Annotated in this window: 15 protein-coding genes; 8 read left to right on the forward strand and 7 right to left on the reverse strand. The window is 65.6% G+C overall.

The annotated features are described in order from the left end of the window. Positions 1–134: 134 nt before the first annotated feature. Together CEJ42_RS09765 and lgt are read left to right on the forward strand one after the other, a co-directional pair. The gene (locus tag CEJ42_RS09765; RefSeq protein ID WP_420809783.1) at positions 135–1046 is read left to right on the forward strand and encodes a LysR family transcriptional regulator; all 912 of its coding nucleotides are present in this window, start codon (positions 135–137) and stop codon (positions 1044–1046) included. A 72-nt stretch (positions 1047–1118) separates the two neighbouring features. Continuing rightward, a complete protein-coding gene (lgt, locus tag CEJ42_RS09770) occupies positions 1119–1940 on the forward strand; it encodes a prolipoprotein diacylglyceryl transferase (protein WP_088750850.1) in 822 nt (273 codons plus the stop codon). 203 nt (positions 1941–2143) lie between these two features. Here the strand turns inward: lgt and CEJ42_RS09775 are convergent, their stop codons facing one another. Both CEJ42_RS09775 and edd read right to left on the reverse strand, forming a co-directional pair. Then, positions 2144–2773 carry a bifunctional 4-hydroxy-2-oxoglutarate aldolase/2-dehydro-3-deoxy-phosphogluconate aldolase gene (locus tag CEJ42_RS09775; protein ID WP_079216289.1) on the reverse strand — a complete coding sequence of 210 codons (630 nt, stop codon included), beginning with the start codon at positions 2771–2773 and terminating at the stop codon, positions 2144–2146. Further along, on the reverse strand, positions 2770–4641 hold the full coding sequence (gene edd, locus CEJ42_RS09780) for a phosphogluconate dehydratase (protein WP_079216291.1): 1872 nt from the start codon (positions 4639–4641) through the stop codon (positions 2770–2772). Before edd ends, CEJ42_RS09775 begins: the two co-directional genes overlap by 4 nt. 315 nt (positions 4642–4956) lie before the next feature. Between edd and pgi the strand changes: the two genes are divergently transcribed. From pgi to tal, 4 genes are all read left to right on the forward strand, one after another. Continuing rightward, complete coding sequence (gene pgi, locus CEJ42_RS09785; protein ID WP_088750852.1) at positions 4957–6612, forward strand: glucose-6-phosphate isomerase; 1656 nt, start codon at positions 4957–4959, stop codon at positions 6610–6612. 71 nt (positions 6613–6683) lie between these two features. Then, on the forward strand, positions 6684–8150 hold the full coding sequence (zwf, locus tag CEJ42_RS09790; RefSeq protein ID WP_079216295.1) for a glucose-6-phosphate dehydrogenase: 1467 nt from the start codon (positions 6684–6686) through the stop codon (positions 8148–8150). Positions 8151–8192: 42 nt separating this feature from the next. Further along, positions 8193–9047: an SIS domain-containing protein gene (locus CEJ42_RS09795; protein WP_079219183.1), complete on the forward strand. Its 855-nt coding sequence runs from the start codon at positions 8193–8195 to the stop codon at positions 9045–9047. Positions 9048–9162: 115 nt separating this feature from the next. Further along, complete coding sequence (gene tal, locus CEJ42_RS09800) at positions 9163–10098, forward strand: transaldolase (protein ID WP_079216297.1); 936 nt, start codon at positions 9163–9165, stop codon at positions 10096–10098. An 89-nt stretch (positions 10099–10187) separates the two neighbouring features. Here tal and CEJ42_RS09805 read toward each other — a convergent pair whose 3' ends face one another. The 5 genes from CEJ42_RS09805 to CEJ42_RS09825 all read right to left on the reverse strand — a co-directional run bounded on the left by CEJ42_RS09805 (position 10188) and on the right by CEJ42_RS09825 (position 16209). Continuing rightward, positions 10188–10988, reverse strand: a complete 801-nt coding sequence (locus tag CEJ42_RS09805) for a hypothetical protein (protein WP_088750854.1) — start codon at positions 10986–10988, stop codon at positions 10188–10190. 340 nt (positions 10989–11328) lie between these two features. Beyond that, a complete protein-coding gene (locus CEJ42_RS09810) occupies positions 11329–12366 on the reverse strand; it encodes an L-idonate 5-dehydrogenase (RefSeq protein ID WP_079216302.1) in 1038 nt (345 codons plus the stop codon). Positions 12367–12415: 49 nt separating this feature from the next. Continuing rightward, positions 12416–13210 carry a glucose 1-dehydrogenase gene (locus CEJ42_RS09815; protein ID WP_088750855.1) on the reverse strand — a complete coding sequence of 265 codons (795 nt, stop codon included), beginning with the start codon at positions 13208–13210 and terminating at the stop codon, positions 12416–12418. 37 nt (positions 13211–13247) lie between these two features. Continuing rightward, on the reverse strand, positions 13248–14801 hold the full coding sequence (gene gntK / locus CEJ42_RS09820) for a gluconokinase (protein WP_088750857.1): 1554 nt from the start codon (positions 14799–14801) through the stop codon (positions 13248–13250). Positions 14802–14856: 55 nt separating this feature from the next. Beyond that, on the reverse strand, positions 14857–16209 hold the full coding sequence (locus CEJ42_RS09825) for a GntP family permease (protein ID WP_088750859.1): 1353 nt from the start codon (positions 16207–16209) through the stop codon (positions 14857–14859). Positions 16210–16642: 433 nt separating this feature from the next. On the opposite strand from CEJ42_RS09825, the gene gntR reads away from it, so the two are divergent. Together gntR and ggt are read left to right on the forward strand one after the other, a co-directional pair. Then, complete coding sequence (gene gntR, locus CEJ42_RS09830) at positions 16643–17695, forward strand: HTH-type transcriptional regulator GntR (RefSeq protein ID WP_088751155.1); 1053 nt, start codon at positions 16643–16645, stop codon at positions 17693–17695. A 341-nt stretch (positions 17696–18036) separates the two neighbouring features. Continuing rightward, positions 18037–19797 (forward strand): gamma-glutamyltransferase, encoded by a 1761-nt coding sequence (ggt, locus tag CEJ42_RS09835; RefSeq protein ID WP_079216310.1) that lies wholly within the window; start codon positions 18037–18039, stop codon positions 19795–19797. The last annotated feature ends 32 nt before the right edge of the window (positions 19798–19829 follow it).

Below are 19829 nucleotides of genomic sequence, written 5' to 3' on the forward strand. Positions count from 1 at the left end.
CCCCTGCGCTGTCGATTGTTGTGGTTGTGGTTGTGGCGGGGGCGGGCGTTCTGGCTGCGGCCAGCTTGCCTTGCCGGTACTGGCGTGTCAAATATATTATTCGTTCCAGACTAATTCACCGCCGATATCAATCCATGCCCGCATCCATGTCCGAAAGCCGCCTGGAGCTGCGCCAATTGCGCTACTTCGCCGCCGTCGCCGAGGAGAAGCATTTCGGCCGCGCCGCCGCCCGGCTGCACATGACGCAGCCGCCGCTGTCGCAGGCCATCGCCGCGCTCGAAGAGATGCTGGGCACGCCGCTGTTCCTGCGCACCAAGCGCAGCGTGGCGCTCACGCCGGCCGGCGTGGCGCTGCTGCCCGAGGCCCAGCGCATCCTGCAGCAGGCCGCCGCGCTGCCCGACCTGGTGCGGCGCGCGGCCAGCGGCGCCTCGGGACTGCTGTCGCTGTCCTTCATCTCGACGGCCGACTACAGCATCCTGCCGCCACTGCTGCAACGCTTTCGGGCGCGCTATCCTCAGGTACAGATCGACCTGCGCGAAGCCACCACCGACATCCAGCTGGAAGACCTGATGCAAGGCAAGATCGACGCCGGCCTGCTGCTGCCGCCGCTGCCGGAGAAAGCCGCCGCCGTGCTGGATTGCCGCCCGGTGCTCTCCGAGCCGCTGATCGCGGCGCTGCCGCAGGGCGCGGCGCGCGGACGCGGGCCGGTGTCGCTGAAGAGCCTGCGCGAGCTGCCGCTGATCATCTTCCCGCGCCGCATCTCGCCGGCTTTCCACGACACCATCCTGTCGTGCTTCCGCGATGCCGGCGTCACGCCGCATATCGGCCAGGAGGCGATCCAGATGCAGACCATCGTCGGCCTGGTGTCGGCTGGCATGGGAATGGCGCTTGTGCCACAATCCGTGTCGAACCTGAAACGGCCCGGGGTCGACTACCGGCCGCTGTCGGATCCCACGCCGCAGATCCAGACCGGCCTGGCCTGGCGGCGCGACAGCCAGTCCACCGTGCTGCGGGCCCTCCTCGAACTGCTGGATACCCCGGCCTGACACGGCCCGCGAACTTGCATCGCCGGCGCGGCTCCAACCGCCGTTCCGCCCAACAACAGAAAGATCAAACTCATGCTGATCCACCCCATGCCCAACCCGATCGCAGTCCAGATCGGGCCGCTGGCCGTCCATTGGTACGGCCTCATGTATCTGCTGGCCTTCGCCCAGTTCATCGCGCTGGGCCGCCTGCGCATCAGGCAGCCGCACATCGCCGCCGCCGGCTGGAAGAAGGAGGACCTGGACGACATGCTGTTCTACGGCGTGCTGGGCGTGGTGATCGGCGGGCGCCTGGGCGAGATCCTGTTCTACAACCCGGCCTATTACTTCGCCAACCCGGCCGACATGATCGCGGTATGGAAGGGCGGCATGTCCTTCCACGGCGGCTTCCTCGGCGTGATGCTGGCAATGTGGCTGTGGGGGCGCAAACGCGGCCACCAGCTGATGGACATCATGGACTTCATCGCCCCCATGGTGCCGCTGGGCTACGCCGCCGGCCGCCTGGGCAACTTCATCAACGCCGAACTGCCGGGCCGTCCCGCCGATCCTTCGCTGCCCTGGGCCATGATCTGGCCCAACGTGGACAACATCCCGCGCCACCCGTCGCCGATCTACCAGATGCTGGTGGACGGCATCCTGCTGTTCATCCTCCTGTGGTTCTTCTCCCGCAAGCCGCGCCCGCGCATGGCGGTGGCCGGCATGTTCTCGCTGCTGTACGGCTGCGCGCGCTTCTTCACCGAGTATTTCCGCACGCCCGACTACGAGGTGCACTTCGGCCCGGTGACCATCTCGGCCGGGCAGATGCTGTCGGTGCCGATGATCGTGCTGGGCATCGTGCTGCTGCTGATTGCCTATCGCAATCCGCAGGCGCCCAAGTCTGCGGCGCAGATCAGATAAGCCTCACGCTGGCTTCAGATAAGCGACAGAAGCGGCAAAGAAAAACGGGCGACACCATCATCGGTGTCGCCCGTTTTTCTTTGGCCGCTTGAAACGTATGCACTACCCGGTCCGAGCTGTTTTCCCATCAGATGGCAACATCACTCCCGTTCGAACCGAGCAGCCGCGCGACGACGCACCGGGGCGCGCCGCCGCGTCGGCGATCAAGCCTTCTTCAACGCGCTGGCGGCACGGGCCAGCTCGGTGATCTTGTCCCAGTCGCCGGCTTCGATCGCCGCCTTCGGGGTCAGCCAGGAGCCGCCCACGCAGACCACGTTCTTGCACGCCAGGAACTGCGGCGCGGTCTCTTGCGTGATGCCGCCGGTGGGGCAGAAGGCGACGTCGCCCAGGGGGCCGGCGATGCCGTTGAGCATGCCCACGCCGCCGGCCGGCACCGCCGGGAACAGCTTCAACTGGCGGAAGCCCGCTTCGCGCGCGGCCATCACTTCGGACGGCGTCATCACGCCCGGCAGCAGCGGCAGGCCGCTGCGTTTGGCGGCTTCGATCAGCGCCGGGGTCAGGCCCGGCGAGACGCCGAAGACGGCGCCGGCGTCGCGCGAGGCGGCGAACTCTTCCGGCGCGGTCAGGGTGCCGACGCCGACGATGGCGTCAGGCACCGACTCGGCGATCGCGCGGATGGCCGGCAGGCCGTGCTCGGTGCGCAGCGTGATTTCCAGCACGCGGATGCCGCCCGCGACCAGCGCCTTCGCCAGTGGAACGGCGTGTTCGAACTTGTCGATCGCAATCACCGGGATGACCGGCGAGGCGCGCATGATTTCCAGTGTAGTCTTCATACCGTTGTCTTCTCTTTCTCTCTGATCGGAGGCAGGCCGAAGGTGGCCCCGCCCTCTTCCGCCGTACCGACGGTGTTACGGAACATGGCAAACAGCTCGCGGCCCATGCCGTGCTGGTTGTCGAACAGGTCGCTCTCGTCTTGCCCGCGCTTGTCCCATTCGTCCTGCGGCACCAGCGCCTCCAGCACGCCGGCTTCGGCGTCCAGGCGGATCATGTCGCCGTTGCGCACGCGGCCCAGCGGACCGCCGCCCAGCACTTCAGGCGTGACGTGGATCGCGGCCGGCACTTTACCCGATGCGCCCGACATCCGTCCATCGGTCACCAGTGCGACATGGCGGCCCTTGTCCTGCAGGATGCCCAGCGCCGGGGTCAGCGCGTGCAGTTCCGGCATGCCGTTGGCGCGCGGACCCTGGAAGGTGATGACGGCGATGAAATCGCGGTCCAGCTCGCCGGCCTTGAAGGCGGCCATGAAGGCTTCCTGCGAATGGAACACGATGGCCGGCGCCTGCACGGCGCGGTGCTCGTGCTTGACGGCCGAGATCTTGATCACGGCGCGGCCCAGGTTGCCCTGCAACAGCTTCAGTCCGCCGTCGGCCGAGAACGGCTTGGCGACCGTGCCCAGCACGCCTTCGTCGCCGCTGGTGGCCGGCACGTCCTGCCAGCTCACCCGGCCGACCTTGCCCTCGGGTGCGTCGCCGTCCAGCATCGGCTCCTTGCAATGCTGGCGCAGGCCCTGGCCGAGGATGGTGGTGACGTCGTCGTGCATCAGGCCGGCGTCGATCAGCTCGCGCAGCACGAACCCGGTGCCGCCGGCGGCGTGGAAATGGTTCACGTCGGCCGTGCCGTTCGGGTAGATCTTGGTGACCAGCGGCACCACGGCCGAGAGCTTGTCGAAGTCGTCCCAGTCGATCACGATGCCGGCCGCCTTGGCGATGGCCACCAGGTGCAGCGTGTGGTTGGTCGAGCCGCCGGTGGCGTGCAACGCGACGATGGCGTTGACGATGGCCTTCTCGTCGATCATGCGGCCCACCGGGGTGTATTGCGAACCGAGGTCGGTGATCTTGGCGGCCTGCCTGGCGGCGGCAGCCGTCAGCGCGTCGCGCAGCGGCGTGTTGGGAGTGATGAAGGCGGCGCCCGGCAGGTGCAGGCCCATCGCTTCCATCAGCATCTGGTTGCTGTTGGCGGTGCCGTAGAAGGTGCAGGTGCCGGCGCCGTGGTAGGACTTGGACTCAGCCTCCAGCAGCTCGGCGCGGCCGATCTTGCCGGCGGTGTAGAGCTGGCGGATCTTGACCTTGTCGCTGTTGCTCATGCCGCTGGTCATGGGACCTGCCGGCACGAACACCGCCGGCAGGTGGCCGAAGTGCAGCGCGCCGATCAGCAGGCCCGGCACGATCTTGTCGCACACGCCCAGGTACAGCGCGGCGTCGAACATATTGTGCGACAGCGCGATGGCGGCCGCCATGGCGATGGCGTCGCGCGAGAACAGCGACATTTCCATGCCGGTCTGCCCTTGCGTCACGCCGTCGCACATGGCCGGCGTGCCGCCGGCGAACTGCGCCACTGCGCCCACTTCGCGCGCGGCGTCTTTCAGGATCTGGGGGAAACGCTCGAACGGCTGGTGCGCCGAGAGCATGTCGTTGTAGGCCGAGACGATGGCCAGCGACGGCGCCTTGTCTTCCTTCAGCTTGAGCTTGTCGTTGGCCGGGAAGGCGGCAAAGCCGTGGGCCAGGTTGGTACAGGCCAGCGCGCCGCGCTGTGCGCCCTTGCGGCGGGCCGCTTCGAGTCGTTCGAGGTAGGCGGTCCGGTAGGGACGGCTACGTTCGGCGATGCGTCGGGTGACGCTGGCTAAGGTAGCGTTGAGAGGCATTGTCGGTTTCCTGTTAGCGTTAACAATGTAATTTTACTACACAATTTTCAACGAATGAAATCATACACTTAGATCGCGATGAGATGCGACGCCGGACCTATTTTTCAACGCCGCTTCAAAAACTGCGAAAAGCCCTGCTCAGCAAGCATTTCAGGGCAAAACAGAAGAACATCGGCATTTGTCACGGCTTCGTCATAAACTGTAGTGAAATTACCATTCCTGCTGCAATTGATGTATAGTCTGGCCGTCATATCCAAGAATACAAGCCGTGCGCGCCATGCCAGCAACGCCGCGCCGCCAACAGACTGAAGACACATGCACACCACCGCCCTGACAGACACGGCCGCTTTCCAAGCCCTGCAGCAGCATCATGCCCAGGCCGCCGGCTGGCACATGCGCGACCTGTTTGCGCAACAGCCCGACCGTTTCGAGCGCATGTCGGTGCGCGCCGCCGGCCTGCTGCTGGACTACTCCAAGAACCGCGTCGGGTCCGACACCCTGTCCCTGCTGATGAGCCTGGCGCGCGAGCGCGGTGTTGAAGCGCTGCGCGACGCCATGTTCGGCGGCGAGAAGATCAACTTTACCGAACATCGCGCGGTCTTGCACACTGCACTGCGCGCACCGGCCGGCGCCTGTACGGTGCAGGTGGATGGACAGCAGGTCGGTCCGGACGTTCAAGCCGTGCTCGGACATATCCGCGATTTCGCCGGGCGCGTGCGCGACGGCCAGTGGCGCGGCTACACCGGGCGCGAAATCACCGACATCGTCAACATCGGCATCGGCGGTTCCTTCCTCGGCCCGCAGATGGTGTGCACGGCGCTGCACGACTACGCCCATGCCCGCCTGAAGGCCCACTTCGTCTCCAACGTCGACGGCCACGACCTGCACGAGGTGCTCTCGCGGGTTGATCCCGAGACAACACTGTTCATCGTTGCCTCCAAGACATTCACCACCCAGGAAACCATGCTCAACGCCAAGTCGGCGCGCGCCTGGTTCCTGCGCCACGGCAAAGAAGCCGACCTGGCGCGCCATTTCGTGGCGGTGTCGACCAATGCGACCGAAGTCGCCGCGTTCGGCATCGATACCGCGAACATGTTCCCCTTCTGGGACTGGGTCGGCGGGCGCTATTCGGTGTGGTCGGCGATCGGCCTGTCGATCGCGCTGCTGGTGGGTTTCGACAACTTTTCTGCCTTCCTGGCCGGCGCCCACGAGATGGACCGCCATTTCCGCGAAGCGCCGCTGGAAGCCAACATGCCGGTGATCCAGGCCCTGATCGGCATCTGGAACCGCAACTTCTACAACAGCGAATCGCTGTCGATCGCGCCTTACCACCAGTGGCTGCGCTACTTCCCGGCCTATCTCCAGCAGCTCGACATGGAGAGCAACGGCAAGCGCATCACCCGCGACGGCACGCCGGTGGGCGTGGCCACCTGCCCCTTCATCTGGGGCGACGTCGGCACCAACGGCCAGCACGCCTTCTTCCAGCTGCTGCACCAGGGCACCGACGTCACGCCGATCGACTTCATCGCCGTGCTCAAGCCCACCCACGGCATCGCCGACCACCATGACGTGCTGCTGGCCAACTGCTTCGCGCAGTCGGAAGCCTTCATGCGCGGCAAGGATGCCGGCGAAGTGCGCGCCGACCTGCAACGGCAAGGCGTGGACGACGCGGAACTGAACGCGCTTTTGCCGCACAAAACCTTCGACGGCAACCGTCCCAGCAACACCATCCTGCTGCCCGAGCTGACGCCGAAATCGCTGGGCTCGCTGATCGCGCTGTATGAGCACAAGACCTTCGTGCAGGGCGCGATCTGGGGCATCAACAGTTTCGACCAGTGGGGCGTGGAGCTGGGCAAGGTGCTGGCCAAGACGATTCACGGCGAGCTCAAGGCAGAGTCCAACCCGGCGCTGCACGATGCTTCCACCAATGCCCTGATTGCCCTGGCGAAACAGGCCAGGCAGGCGCAGTAAAGCAAAGACCAAAGCAAGGCAACGGCGCGCCGCGCGCGCTTCCACCAACGCATACGAACCGATATCACATCATGGCTATTTCCGATTTCGATCTGGTTTTATTCGGCGGCACCGGCGACCTGTCGATGCGCAAACTGCTGCCCGCGCTGTACGCGCGCGACCGCGCCCGCGACCTGCCGCCTGAGGCGCGCATCGTCTGCATCGGCCGCGACGACAAGACCAAGGAAGAATTCCTGAAGATCGTCGAGAAGGACTCCAAACCCCACATCCCCGCCGCCAACCTGGACGCGACGGTATGGGAACGTTTCTGCGGCCGCCTGCAATACGCCTCGGTCAACGCCAAGGAAGGCGCCAGCTTCTCGCACCTGAAGGACGCCCTGCGCGACGCCGACGGCCTGGCGCGCGTGTTCTACCTGGCCACGCCGCCCAGCCTGTTCGCCTCCATCTGCGAAAACCTCTCCAAGGCCGGGCTGGTGACGCCGAGCTCGCGCGTGGTGCTGGAAAAACCGCTGGGCCGCGATCTCGCCAGCGCGCGCGACATCAACAAGCAGGTCGGCCAGTACTTCGAGGAATCGCAGATCTTCCGCATCGACCACTACCTCGGCAAGGAGGCGGTGCAGAACCTGCTGGCGCTGCGCTTCGGCAACGTGCTGTTCGAGCCGCTGTGGCGCCGCGAATGGATTTCCGACGTGCAGATCACCATCGCCGAAGAGCTCGGCGTGGGCGGCCGCTTCGATTACTACGACACCTCCGGCGCGCTGCGCGACATGCTGCAGAATCACCTGCTGCAGCTCCTGTGTATCGTCGCCATGGAACCGCCGGTCTCCAACTCGGCCGATGCCGTGCGTGACGAGAAACTGAAAGTGCTGCGCTCGCTCAAGCGCTTCACGCCGACCACGCTGGCCATGAACGTGGTGCGCGGCCAGTACCGCGCCGGCCACGTCAACGGCACCGCCGTGCCGGGCTACCGCAAGGAGGCCGACGCCAATCCCGAATCGCGCACCGAGACCTTCGTCGCGGTGAAGGCCGAGATCGAGACCTGGCGCTGGGCCGGCGTGCCCTTCTACCTGCGCACCGGCAAGCGCATGGCCGACTCGCTGGCCGAAATCGTGGTGCGCTTCAAGAGCGTGCCGCACTCGATCTTCGCGCACCAGAACGACACCCCGAACTGCCTGGTGATCCGTCTGCAGCCCGACGAAGGCCTGCACATGAACCTGATGGCCAAGCAGCCCGGCGACGGCATGCGCCTGCGCCCGGTCGAGCTGGAACTGGACTTCCGCGAGAAATTCAAGACCCCGCGCATGGACGCCTACGAGCGCCTGCTGCTGGACGTGCTGCGCGGCCACCTGACCCTGTTCATGCGCAGCGACGAGCTGGAAGCGGCCTGGGAATGGGTCGAACCCATCCTCAACCACTGGGACCAGCAGGAAGCCGACCCGATTCCGTACAACGCCGGCACCTGGGGCCCGGCCGCGGCCAGCGCCCTGATCGGACGCGACGGCCTGCAGTGGCGCGAAGAAGCGCTGCCCGAGGTCTGACGTCCAGATGCCCTAAAGGAAAGCCCAGGTCGCGCCATGTCCATGCTGCTTGATTCCATCCGCACCCACATCAACTCCCTCTCGAAGTCGGAGAAGAAGGTGGCCGCGACCGTGCTCGCCAATCCGCAGCTGGCGCTGGCGGAAAACCTGACGGCGCTGGCCAAGAACGCCGAGGTGTCGGAGCCGACCGTGATCCGCTTCTGCCGCGCCATCGGCTACGAGGGCTGGCACGACTTCAAGCTCAAGCTGGCGCAAAGCCTGGCGCTGGCCCTGCCCGGCGCCGACGAGACGCTGGCCCAGGACGACCTGGCCGCCGACCTGGTCAACAAGATCTGCAGCCGCTCCATCAACACCCTGCTGGACCTGCGCAACCACCTCAATCCCGACGCGATCCAGCTGGCGCTGGACGTGCTGGCGCGCGCCAACAAGATCGAGTTCTACGGCCAGGGCACCTCCGGCATCGTGGCCAACGACGCCCAGCACAAGTTCTTCCGCTCCGGCGTGCCCACGGTGGCCTACTCCGACCCGCACATCCACAGCATCGCGGCCTCGCTGCTCAAGGCCGGCGACTGCGTGGTGGCGATCTCCCAGCGCGGCGGCAACGCGGCGCTGCTGCGCTCGATCCAGCTGGCCCGGAAAGGCGGCGCCGACATCATCGTGCTGGGCCCCTCCGGCACGCCGCTGGCCGAGCTGGCCACGGTGCTGGTGCCGATCGACCTGTCCTTCAACATCGACCCCTACACGCCGATCTCGGCGCGCCTGGCGCACCTGGTGGTGATCGACATCCTGGCCGTGGGGCTGGCGCTGCGCCGCGGTCCCGAGTTCCGCCGCCAGATGCAGAACGCGCAGAAGTCGCTGCAGAAGTTCGACATGCAATTCGACTCCTTCTTCCGCTGAGCGCCCGCAGCCTGCGACAGGTCAAGGATCAGTCTTTGGCCGACAGACAGGCCGCCGCGATTGCGTACAATGCTGCTGTTGAGCCTTCCTTCCAACTTTGCAACCAGGACTTCCCATGAGCCAGCTTGACCAGTTGAAGCAGTACACCACCATCGTGGCCGACACCGGCGACTTCCAGGCCATGAAGGCCTTCGCGCCGCAGGACGCCACCACCAATCCCTCGCTGATCCTGAAGGCGGTGCAAAAGGACGAATACAAGCCGCTGCTGGAAAACGTCGTCAAGGCCAATGCCGGCAAGAGCACCGAACAGATCATCGACCGCCTGCTGATCGCCTTCGGCCTTGAAATCCTGAAACTGATACCGGGTCGCGTCTCCACCGAGACCGACGCCCGCCTGTCCTTCGACACCGAAGGCACGGTCGCCAAGGGCCGCGAGCTGATCCGTTTGTACGAGGAAGCCGGCATCAAGCGCGAGCGCGTGCTCATCAAGATCGCCTCCACCTGGGAAGGCATCCGCGCCGCCGAGATCCTGGAAAAGGAAGGCATCCATTGCAACCTGACCCTGCTGTTCTCGCTGCCGCAGGCCATCGCCTGCGCCGAGGCGCAGGTGCAGCTGATCTCGCCCTTCGTCGGCCGCATCTACGACTGGTACAAGAAATCCACCGGCCAGGAATACGCCGGCGCCGACGACCCGGGCGTGCAGTCGGTCAAGGCTGTGTACAACTATTACCGCAAGTTCGGCTATGCCACCGAGGTGATGGGGGCGAGCTTTCGCAACACCTCGCAGATCGTCGAACTGGCCGGCTGCGACCTGCTGACCATCAGCCCCGAGCTGCTGCAGAAGCTGGCCGACGCCGATGCGCCGGTCGAGCGCAAGCTGAGCCGCGATGCCGCCCAGGCTGCCGACATCGAACGCATCTCGCTGGATGAAAAGGCCTTCCGCCTGGCCCTGAACGCCGATGCGATGGCGACCGAAAAGCTGGCCGAAGGCATCCGCCTGTTCGCGGCCGATGCGGTGAAGCTGGACAAGATCGTCGAAGCGCTGCGCTGATCGCGCACGACCGCCTTCTGCATCAAAAAGGGCCGCATTCCCCCCGGGAATGCGGCCCTTCTTCATTCAAGCATCAGTGCGTCAGACCATCAGCGTGCCAACATTTTCGGCAAGGCCGCGATCACCTTGTCGGCGCACAGCTGCAGGGTCTCGTCCATCCATTGGCGCACCATGACGTAGTCGTCCTTCATCCAGTCGTCCAATGGGAGGGCCTTCTCCGAGACGCGGTTGCAGGAGACACGCTCGAAAGGATTCACGGAGAACATGCCCGCGCCCTCCTTCTTCTTGTAGACCTCCAGCTCTGTATTCATCCTGAACTGCTTCGACTCTTCGCCGGTCAGGCTTTCGTAGATGAGGCGGCTGCTGCCGCCGGCCACGCTGACGGGGTGCTTGTACACTGCCTTGTACTGACTGCGCTTGACATCCATCTCGGCATTGAGCTGCTCGCGCAAGTGCGCCGTGAAGTCGGTCGATACCGTATTGCGAATGTTGTTGCGATCCTTCACGTCTTCGATCTTCTCTCCCTTCAGCGATTCCTTGCTGAAGCCGCTGAACCCTGCGCCACCGCCGAACGCGAAGGTCAGAATCGCGAGAGCGGTCTGTCCGGCAGCCGCCTTTTGCGTGGTCTCGCTGCGCACGATCATGATCTCCGTCGGCGTGTCCTTCAAACGACTGCCATCAGGAAAATTGGTGGTGTAAACCACATTCAGCGCGCCGGGGACGGGCTTGGCCGCATCCGCCTTCACCCCGTTGTCGGCCGGGCCGCTGGCGCCGGTGGTGGGGGCTGCGGTAGCAGCCGCCGGCGCCGCATCGTTGGCGGCGCGATGGCCGGCGCAACCGTTGAGGACAATCAGTGAGGCCAGGAAAAGATGCTTCAGGTTTTTTTGCATGTTCTTGTTTCGTCGGATGATTGGATAAAGCCGCCCCCTCGCCCTTCCATCCGGAAAGCGATCGATCAAAAAAGGAGGCGGGAGAGCAGACGAAATCCTTCCTGGCGATGCGCCGCAAGCCTCATGGCCGGCTGCGCCTGCAGTGACAGATTCCCCCTTGTCTGCGAGGGAGAAATCTTATGCGATGAGAAGACATATTGTCTATAGACAATGTTTCAACACGGCATCAGGCGCCGATCCAGACAGGGCAGCCCGCATCACCAACGCTGCGCCAACTCTGCGCTCAATAAAAAAGGCAGGCCTCGCGGCCTGCCCTGCATCGACGCACCATCCCGCCGTATCACGCGAAGCTGATCTGTACCTTCATCATCTTCGAGCGGTCGCCGGCGATCTCGAAGGCTTCCACCGATTTCTCGATCGGATAGGTGGCCGAGATCAGCGGCTTCACATCCACCAGCTTCTTGTTCATCAGCTCGACCGCCATCGCGAACTCTTCATGGAAGCGGAACGCGCCGCGCCAGTCCAACTCCTTGCCCACCAGCAGGTTGGCCGGGAAGTTGATGTCGCCGCCCAGGCCGACCTGCACGATGATCGCCTGCGGGCGCAGCGCTTCCAGCGCGCCGACCAGCGCGCGCTCGTTGCCGCTGGCTTCGAACAGGACGTCGAAGGTCCCCTTGTCGGCGGCGTAGGCCTTCAGGGCATCGGGTGTCTCGGCCATGTTGACGGCGCGGTCGGCGCCGACCTTCAGCGCGGTTTCCAGCGGCATCTTCGCCACATCCGTGGCCACCACTTCCAGCGCGCCGGCGCGGCGGGCGGCGATCACCACCAGTGCGCCGATGGGACCGCAGCCGGTCACCAGCACGCGTTTGCCGACCAGCGGGCCGGCGCGGCGCACCGCGTGCAAGGCCACCGACAGCGGCTCGGCCATGGCGGCTTCGCCGTCGCTGACGTGGTCGGCCACCACATGCGCCTGCGAACGTTCGATCACGATCTCCTGGCGGAACGCGCCCTGCACGTGCGGGGTGCGCATGGCGCTGCCGTAGAAGCGCATGTCCAGGCAGTGGTTCTGCTTGCCTTCCTGGCAGTACTTGCAGGCGCCGCAGGGACGGCTGGGCGAGATCGCGATGCGGGTGCCGGGAGCGATGTCGGCAATCGCCGAACCGACTTCGGCGATCTGGCCCGAGACCTCATGGCCCAGCACCATCGGCTCCTTGATGCGCACCACGCCGAAACCGCCGTGGTGGTAGTAGTGCAGGTCCGAGCCGCAGATGCCGCCGGCCTTGACCTTGACCTTCAGTTGCTGCGGCTGCAGCTCGCCGGTGTCCAGTTCCTGGATGCGCAGGTCGTGCGGCGCGTGGATGACGATGCCTTGTTGCATGGTGGTCTCCTGAGTTGTCCTGAATTGTCCTGAGTGCTGCTGATTATTGTTAGAGCGTGGCGGTGACGCCGCCGTCGACGTAGAGAATGTGACCATTGACGAAGCGCGAGGCGTCGCTGCCGAGGAACACCGCGGCGCCGACCAGGTCCTCGACGTCGCCCCAGCGGCGCGACGGCGTGCGGCCCACCAGCCAGTCGGTGAACTTGGCGTCGTTGACCAGGGCCATGTTCATCTCGGTCTTGAAGTAGCCCGGGCCCAGGCCGTTGACCTGGATGCCGTACTTGCCCCAGTCGATCGCCATGCCCTTGGTGAACATCTTGACCGCGCCCTTGGTGGCCGCGTAAGGCGCGATGCCCGGACGGCCCAGTTCGCTCTGCACCGAGCAGATGTTGATGATCTTGCCGCGGCCGCGGCCGATCATGTGGCGCGCCACCGCCTGCGCGGCGTAGAACACGCTGTTGAGGTTGGTGTTGATGATGTCGTGCCAGTCGGATTCCTTGAACTCTTCCAGCGGATTGCGGCGCTGGATGCCGGCGTTGTTGACCAGCACGTCGATGGCGCCGATCTCGCCCTCGATCTTCTGCACCGCGGCCTTGACCGCCTCGTTCGAGGTAGCGTCGAAGCTGGATTCATGGATGGTGTGGCCTTCGTCGCGCAACTGCTGCGCCACCTTGGCCAGCTTGCCGGCATCGCGCCCGTTGAGCACGATGGCCGCGCCCGCCTGCGCCATGCCGCGCGCCAGCGCCAGGCCGATGCCGCCCGACGATCCGGTGATCAGGGCCAGCTTGCCCTCCAGCGAAAATTGCTTCAGCCCGGCGGGCAGCGCCGCAGTCTTGTCTGTCATGTCGTCTCCGTGATTGAGGTGGGTCGCTACGAATCGATTATTTAGGTTTGACCATCTCGCGCTGGAAGGCGGCGATGGCGTGGTATTCGGGTTCCAGCTTGGCCGGGATGGCCGCGAAGATCGGTTGCAGGCGACCGTAGACCTTGACCGCGTCGACCTCGGGCTTGTGATGATGGTTGGAGCCGACCATGCCGGAGATCGCCTCCAGCGAATCCACCAGGCCCAGCGCATAGGCGCCCAGCACGGCCGCGCCCAGGCAGGACGATTCCACGCTCTCGGGCACCATCACCTCCCGGTTGAAGATGTCGGCCATCATCTGGCGCCACAGCGCCGAACGCGCGAAACCGCCGGTGGCCATCATGCGCTTGGTGGGGCCGACCAGGTCTTCCAGCGCCGGCAGGATGCTGTAGAGGTTGAAGATCACGCCTTCCAGCGCGGCGCGGATCATGTGGTGCTTGCCGTGGTGCAGGCCCAGGCCGAAGAAGGAGCCGCGCAGGTCGGCGTTCCACAGCGGCGCGCGCTCGCCCGCCAGGAAGGGATGGAACAGCAGGCCCTCGGCGCCCGGCGCCACCTTCTCGGCGATGCGGGTCAGCGCTTCATACGGATCGACGCCCTCTTCGCGCGCGGCGGCGGCTTCGGCCGTGGCCAGCTCGTCGCGCACCCAGCGGAAGATGTTGCCGCCGTTGTTGACCGGGCCGCCCACCACCCAGTGCTTCTCGGTCAGCGCGTAGCAGAACAGGCGGCCGTGCGGATCGGTCAGCGGTTCGTTGATGACGGTGCGCATGGCGCCGGAGGTGCCGATGGTCACGGCGACGTGGCCGGTCTCGATGGCGTTTACGCCCAGGTTGGAGAGCACGCCGTCGTTGGCGCCGATGATGAAGGGCGTATCGGTGGCCAGCCCCAGGCGCTGCGCCATGTCAGGCTTCAACGCCGGCAGGCGGTAGGTGGTCGGCACCGGCCTGGGCAATTGCGCCGCATCGAGCTTCAGCAGCGCCAGCGCGTCCTGGTCCCAGTCCAGCTGGCGCAGGTTGAACATGCCGGTGGCCGAGGCGATGGAATGGTCCACCACCCACTCGCCGAACAGGCGGAACATCACGTATTCCTTGATGCCCACGAAGCGCGCCGCCTTGCTGAACACCTCCGGCTTCTCATGGCGCATCCACATCAGCTTGCACAGCGGCGACATCGGGTGAATGGGCGTGCCGGTGCGGCGGTAGATGGCGTTGCCGTCGAATTCCTTCTTGATGCGCTCGGCCCAGACCGAGGCGCGGATGTCGCCCCAGGTGATGCTGTTGGACAGCAGGCCGTTGGCCTCGTCCAGCGCGATCACGCTGTGCATGGCGGCGCTGAAGGACAGCAGCGCGATGTCCTGCGGCGTGGCTCCGGCCGCCTTCACCGCGCCGGCGATGGAGCCCAGCGCGGCCTCGAAGATCTGCTGCGGGTCCTGCTCGGCCATGCCCGGCTCGGTGCACAGCACCGGATACTCCTGCGCGTGCTGCGCGACCACCTTGCCATCCAGGGTGAAGACGACGGTCTTGGTGCTGGTGGTGCCGAGATCGACGCCGAGCATGTAGCGGGGAGTAGCGGACATGATGTTGGTTTCCTTTAAGACAAAAGCCCGGCGCAAGGCCGGGCGGGTAAAGCGGTTACACGACCAGGTTGAGCAGCATGATGAAGATGATAGCAACAACCGAAATCAGGGTTTCCATGAGCGTCCAGGTCTTGAAGGTTTCGCCCACGCTCATGTTGAAGTATTCCTTGACCAGCCAGAAGCCCGCATCGTTCACATGCGACAGGATCAGCGAGCCGGCGCCGGTGGCCAGCACCAGCAGTTCCTTGTTGGTACCGGGAATCAGCGCCACCAGCGGCGCCACGATGCCCGCGCCGGTGATGGTGGCGACCGTCGCCGAACCGGTCGCCACGCGGATCACGCCGGCCACGAACCAGGCCAGCAGCAGCGGCGAGATCTCCGCATGCACGGCCAGCTGGCCGATGGCGGTGCCCACGCCGGAGTTCACCAGCATCTGCTTGAAGCCGCCGCCGGCGCCGATGATCAGCACGATGGCCGCGGTCGGCGCCAGGCTCTGGTCGACGAACTTCAGCACCTGCTGGCGGGTGAAGCCGCGGGCGATGCCGAAGGTCCAGATCGCCAGCAGCAGCGCCGCCAGCAGCGCCACGATGGGGTTGCCGATGAAGTCCATCAGGTCGCGCAGGGCGTGGCCTTCGGGCAGGGTGACGTCGACCAGGGTCTTGAGCAACATCAGGAACACCGGCGAGAGCACGGTGATCAGGGTGATGGCGAAGCCCGGCAGGTTCTTGGTCTGCGGCTCGCGCGCCAGTTGCTCCATCAGCTCGTCAGAGGGCTTGATGTCGACGTACTTGGAAATGAAGGAACCGAACATCGGACCGGCGATGATGACCGTCGGCAGGCCCACGACCAGGCCGTAGAAGATGGTCTTGCCGATGTCGGCGCCGAAGATGCCGATGGCCAAGAGCGGTCCCGGGTGCGGCGGCACCAGGCCGTGCATCACCGACAGGCTGGCCAGCATGGGCATGCCGATCTTGAACAGCGGCACGCCCGAACGGCGCGCCACGATGAACACCAGCGGGATCAGCAGCACGAAGCCGATCTCGAAGAACAGCGGGATGCCGACCAGGAAAGCGCCCATCATCATCGCCCAGTGCACGCGCTCGCGGCCGAAGGCGCGCACCAGCGTCTGCGAGATCTGGTCGGCGCCGCCGGACTCGGCCATCAGCTTGCCCAGCATGGTGCCCAGGCCCAGCACGATGCCGACGAAGCCGAGCACGCCGCCGAAGCCGTCCTGGAAGGACTTCACGATCTTGGGCAGCGGCATGCCGGAGATCAGGCCGAGAAAGCCTGAGGTAATGGTCAGTGCGATGAAGGGGTGGATGCGCAGGCGCGTGATCATCAGGATCAGCGCGGCGATGGCGATGACTGCGTTCAACAGCAAGCTTGCTTCGTGGCTCATGCCCAGCATGGGATCTCCATATGCCGATAGCCGACGGCGCGCAGCCCGTGCACGCGGCCGCGCGGCGACAGGCCCCGGCGACCGTCAGGGCGCGGGGGCGTACGTCTCCGGCGGCCGCGCATTGGCGGGCGGCGCATTCGTCTGCACTATCTTCGTAGTGTTTGTGATGGACGCTCCATGGGGTCAGTCATGAATGCGTCACTTCCTGAGTGTGGTATGCCTCGGCTGCCACCGCCGCCGTGTTCCCGGAGGTTCGGATGTTAGCGTTAACATGGGGCGCGATGATAACGCTAACATTTTGCATGGGTCAAACACTTGTTGTGCTGCGCTGCGGCAGACGGCGGTCGTCGCCGCGCGAAATATTGAACCTGGGAAACGGCTTGCCGTCGCCGCCCGGCGGCGGGCGGGGTATCATGTCGCCAATCCAAAAATACCCATGCCCATGAGCAAGCGCGCAGCACAGAACCACAAGGCATCCGCCATCCCGAAAGGCAGCCGGGCCACCGGCCGGGTCACCATCATCGACGTCGCGGCCGAAGCCGGCGTCAGCCCGATGACGGTGTCGCGCGCGCTGAAGACGCCGGCGCTGGTGCAGGAGCAATCGCGCGAACGCATCATGGCGGCCATCGACAAGCTCGGCTACGTGCCCAACCAGGCGGCGGCCACGCTGGCCTCGGCGCGCTCGCAGGTGATCGCGGTGCTGGTGCCGTCGCTGACCAACGCGGTGTTCATCGAGACGCTCTCGGGCATTCGCGACTACCTGGCCGAAGCCGGCTACCAGTTCCTGATCGGCGAGACCGGCTATGCGCGCGACAAGGAAGAGCAGCTGATCTCGACCTACCTGGCCCATGCGCCGGCGGGCTTCCTGCTCTCCAGCAGCGAGCAGCACGAGATCCTGCAAAGCCGCCCGGCCAGCCGCGCCATCCCCGCGGTGCGCATGTTCGACCTGGGCCGCAGCAACGACGATTTCTCGGTCGGCTTTTCGCAGACCAAGGCCGGTTACGCCGTGGCGCGCCACCTGGCCGAGCGCGGCTACAAGCGTCCCGCCTTCATCGCCGCCCAGCTCGACCCGCGCATGATGAAGCGCCGCGAGGGCTTCCGCAAAGGCCTGCAGGACGCGGGCATCCAGAGCGCAGTGGAAGTGCTGCTGCCGCTGCCGACCACGGTCGACATGGGCGCCCAGCTGCTGCGCCGGGTGCTGGACGCCAATCCGGACTGCGACGCCGTGTTCTGCTGCAACGACGACCTGGCGCTGGGCGCGCTGTTCGAGTGCCAGCGCCGCGGCATCGCGGTACCGGGACGCATGGCGATCGCCGGCTTCAACGACCTCTCCTGGGCCGCCTGCGCCACGCCCTCCATCACCACCGTGGTCACGCCGCGCTACGACATCGGCTACAAGTCGGCCCGGATGCTGATCAGCCAGCTGCGCGGAGAAGACATTCCCAAGGGCCGCCTCGACCTCGGCTTTGAACTCGCCGTGCGCGAGAGCACCTGAAGCCTGGTGGCCGGGCCGCCGGTCTGTCCGGTTGCCGCGGCGCAGCATCGTCTTTCATCGACTGGCCCCATCAAAAGCACCGCCGCTGGCCCTGCCCCGCAGCGGCGCGAAGTGCTATCGTCCGGCCGCCGTGACCAGCGGCGGGAAGCTCATCGATATCGCACCCGCGTGGACGAAAGCGCCTTCAATAATCCACCGCGTGTCAGACGATTCCTATAGACAGGCGCGAGCCAGACTCTACAATCGTCGGGTGCCGTGATCCGTCAGCCTCCTGCCACGGAAACGGCGCATCAATAACAAACAACGATCCACAACAAGTCCAGACACTCAGGAGAATCCACATGCAAAAGTTCACGGGACTTTGCAAGCCGGCCGCCTTGGCCCTGCTGCCCCTGTGCGGCGCGCTGTCCTTCATGCCGGCGACCGCCCAGACTCCCCCGCCGGCGGCGCCGGTCGTCAAGTACGACCTCACCTACGACATCATCAGCCCGGTCTATGCCAAGAACGGCATGGTCGCCACCGAGCAGGAGCTGGCCACCAAGGTCGGCGTCGACATCCTCAAGAAAGGCGGCAACGCGATCGACGCCGGCGTGGCCGTCGGCTTCGCGCTGGCCGTGGTGCTGCCCAACGCGGGCAACATCGGCGGCGGCGGCTTCATGATGATCCACGACGCCAAGACCGGCAAGAACGTGGCGCTGGACTTCCGCGAGATGGCGCCGCAGCGCGCCACCCGCAACATGTACCTGGACGACAAGGGCAACGTGGTGCCCGGCCGTTCGCTCTACACCCACCTGGCCGTCGGCGTGCCCGGCACGGTCGCCGGCCTGACCCATGCGCTGTCCAAGTACGGCACCATGAAGCTGTCGCAGGTGATCCAGCCGGCCATCGAACTGGCGGAAAAGGGCTACCCGGTCAGCCCCAGCCTGGCGCTGATCCTGGCCGCCGAGCGCGAGCACCTGGGCCAGTGGGACTCCTCCAAGGCCATCTTCTTCAAGGACGGCCGCCCGCTGCAAGCCGGCGAGATGCTGGTGCAGAAGGACCTGGCCAAGTCGATGCGCCTGATCGCCAAGCAAGGCGCCAAGGCTTTCTATGACGGCGCCATCGCCAAGAAGATCGTGGCCGAGATGGACAAGCACGGCGGCCTGATCACCGCCGACGACCTGAAGAACTACAAGGTGGTCGAGCGCGTGCCGGTGACCGGCAACTACCGCGGCTATGAAGTGATGTCGATGCCGCCCCCGAGCTCGGGCGGCGTGCACATCATCCAGATGATGAACATCCTGGAACGCTATCCGCTGAAGCAGTACGGCGCCGACAGCGCCCAGACCATCCACCTGATGGCCGAGACCATGAAGCTGGCCTACGCCGACCGCTCCGAATACCTGGGCGACCCGGACTTCACCAAGGTGCCGGTCAAGGGCCTGACCTCGCGCGCCTACGCCGACGAACTGGCCAAGAAGATCAACCCGGACCGCGCCACGCCGTCCTCCGAGATCAAACCAGGCCAGCCGCAGCCGTATGAGAGCGACCAGACCACGCACTTCTCGGTGGCGGACAAGGACGGCAACCTGGTGGCCACCACCTACACGCTGAACCTGAACTTCGGCAGCGGCATCGTGGCTACCGGCACCGGCATCACCCTGAACAACGAGATGGATGACTTCTCCGCCAAGCCGGGCGTGCCCAACGCGTTCGGCCTGGTCGGCGGCGACGCCAACGCGGTCGGCCCGTACAAGCGCCCGCTGTCGTCGATGTCGCCCACCTTCGTGCTCAAGGACGGCAAGCCCTTCCTGGTCACCGGCAGCCCGGGCGGCAGCCGCATCATCACCACCACGCTGCAGGAAATCCTGAACGTGATCGACCACGACATGAACGTGGCCGAAGCCACCATCACGCCGCGCATCCACCACCAGTGGGCGCCGGACCAGCTGCGCGTGGAAAAGGGCCTGTCGGCCGACACCATCAAGATCCTGCAGGACAAGGGCCAGAAGGTCAGCGTCCAGCCCTCGATGGGCCGCACCCAGACTATCCAGATCAAGCCGGACGGTTTCTACGGCTTCTCCGATCCGCGCAATCCGGACGGTCGTACGATCGGTTTCTGATCGCTGCGCGAAAAAAAGAAAATGCCGCCAGG

Source organism: Herbaspirillum robiniae (assembly GCF_002213415.1).
In the GTDB taxonomy this organism is placed as follows: Bacteria; Pseudomonadota; Gammaproteobacteria; order Burkholderiales; family Burkholderiaceae_D; genus Herbaspirillum; species Herbaspirillum robiniae.

Bases quoted from the DNA above. Each gene is read 5' to 3' on its own strand.
- CEJ42_RS09765 (WP_420809783.1), top strand. From the start codon at position 135: ATGCCCGCATCCATGTCCGAAAGCCGCCTGGAGCTGCGCCAATTGCGC.
- lgt (WP_088750850.1), top strand. From the start codon at position 1,119: ATGCTGATCCACCCCATGCCCAACCCGATCGCAGTCCAGATCGGGCCG.
- CEJ42_RS09775 (WP_079216289.1), bottom strand. From the start codon at position 2,773: ATGAAGACTACACTGGAAATCATGCGCGCCTCGCCGGTCATCCCGGTG.
- edd (WP_079216291.1), bottom strand. From the start codon at position 4,641: ATGCCTCTCAACGCTACCTTAGCCAGCGTCACCCGACGCATCGCCGAA.
- pgi (WP_088750852.1), top strand. From the start codon at position 4,957: ATGCACACCACCGCCCTGACAGACACGGCCGCTTTCCAAGCCCTGCAG.
- zwf (WP_079216295.1), top strand. From the start codon at position 6,684: ATGGCTATTTCCGATTTCGATCTGGTTTTATTCGGCGGCACCGGCGAC.
- CEJ42_RS09795 (WP_079219183.1), top strand. From the start codon at position 8,193: ATGCTGCTTGATTCCATCCGCACCCACATCAACTCCCTCTCGAAGTCG.
- tal (WP_079216297.1), top strand. From the start codon at position 9,163: ATGAGCCAGCTTGACCAGTTGAAGCAGTACACCACCATCGTGGCCGAC.
- CEJ42_RS09805 (WP_088750854.1), bottom strand. From the start codon at position 10,988: ATGCAAAAAAACCTGAAGCATCTTTTCCTGGCCTCACTGATTGTCCTC.
- CEJ42_RS09810 (WP_079216302.1), bottom strand. From the start codon at position 12,366: ATGCAACAAGGCATCGTCATCCACGCGCCGCACGACCTGCGCATCCAG.
- CEJ42_RS09815 (WP_088750855.1), bottom strand. From the start codon at position 13,210: ATGACAGACAAGACTGCGGCGCTGCCCGCCGGGCTGAAGCAATTTTCG.
- gntK (WP_088750857.1), bottom strand. From the start codon at position 14,801: ATGTCCGCTACTCCCCGCTACATGCTCGGCGTCGATCTCGGCACCACC.
- CEJ42_RS09825 (WP_088750859.1), bottom strand. From the start codon at position 16,209: ATGCTGGGCATGAGCCACGAAGCAAGCTTGCTGTTGAACGCAGTCATC.
- gntR (WP_088751155.1), top strand. From the start codon at position 16,643: ATGAGCAAGCGCGCAGCACAGAACCACAAGGCATCCGCCATCCCGAAA.
- ggt (WP_079216310.1), top strand. From the start codon at position 18,037: ATGCAAAAGTTCACGGGACTTTGCAAGCCGGCCGCCTTGGCCCTGCTG.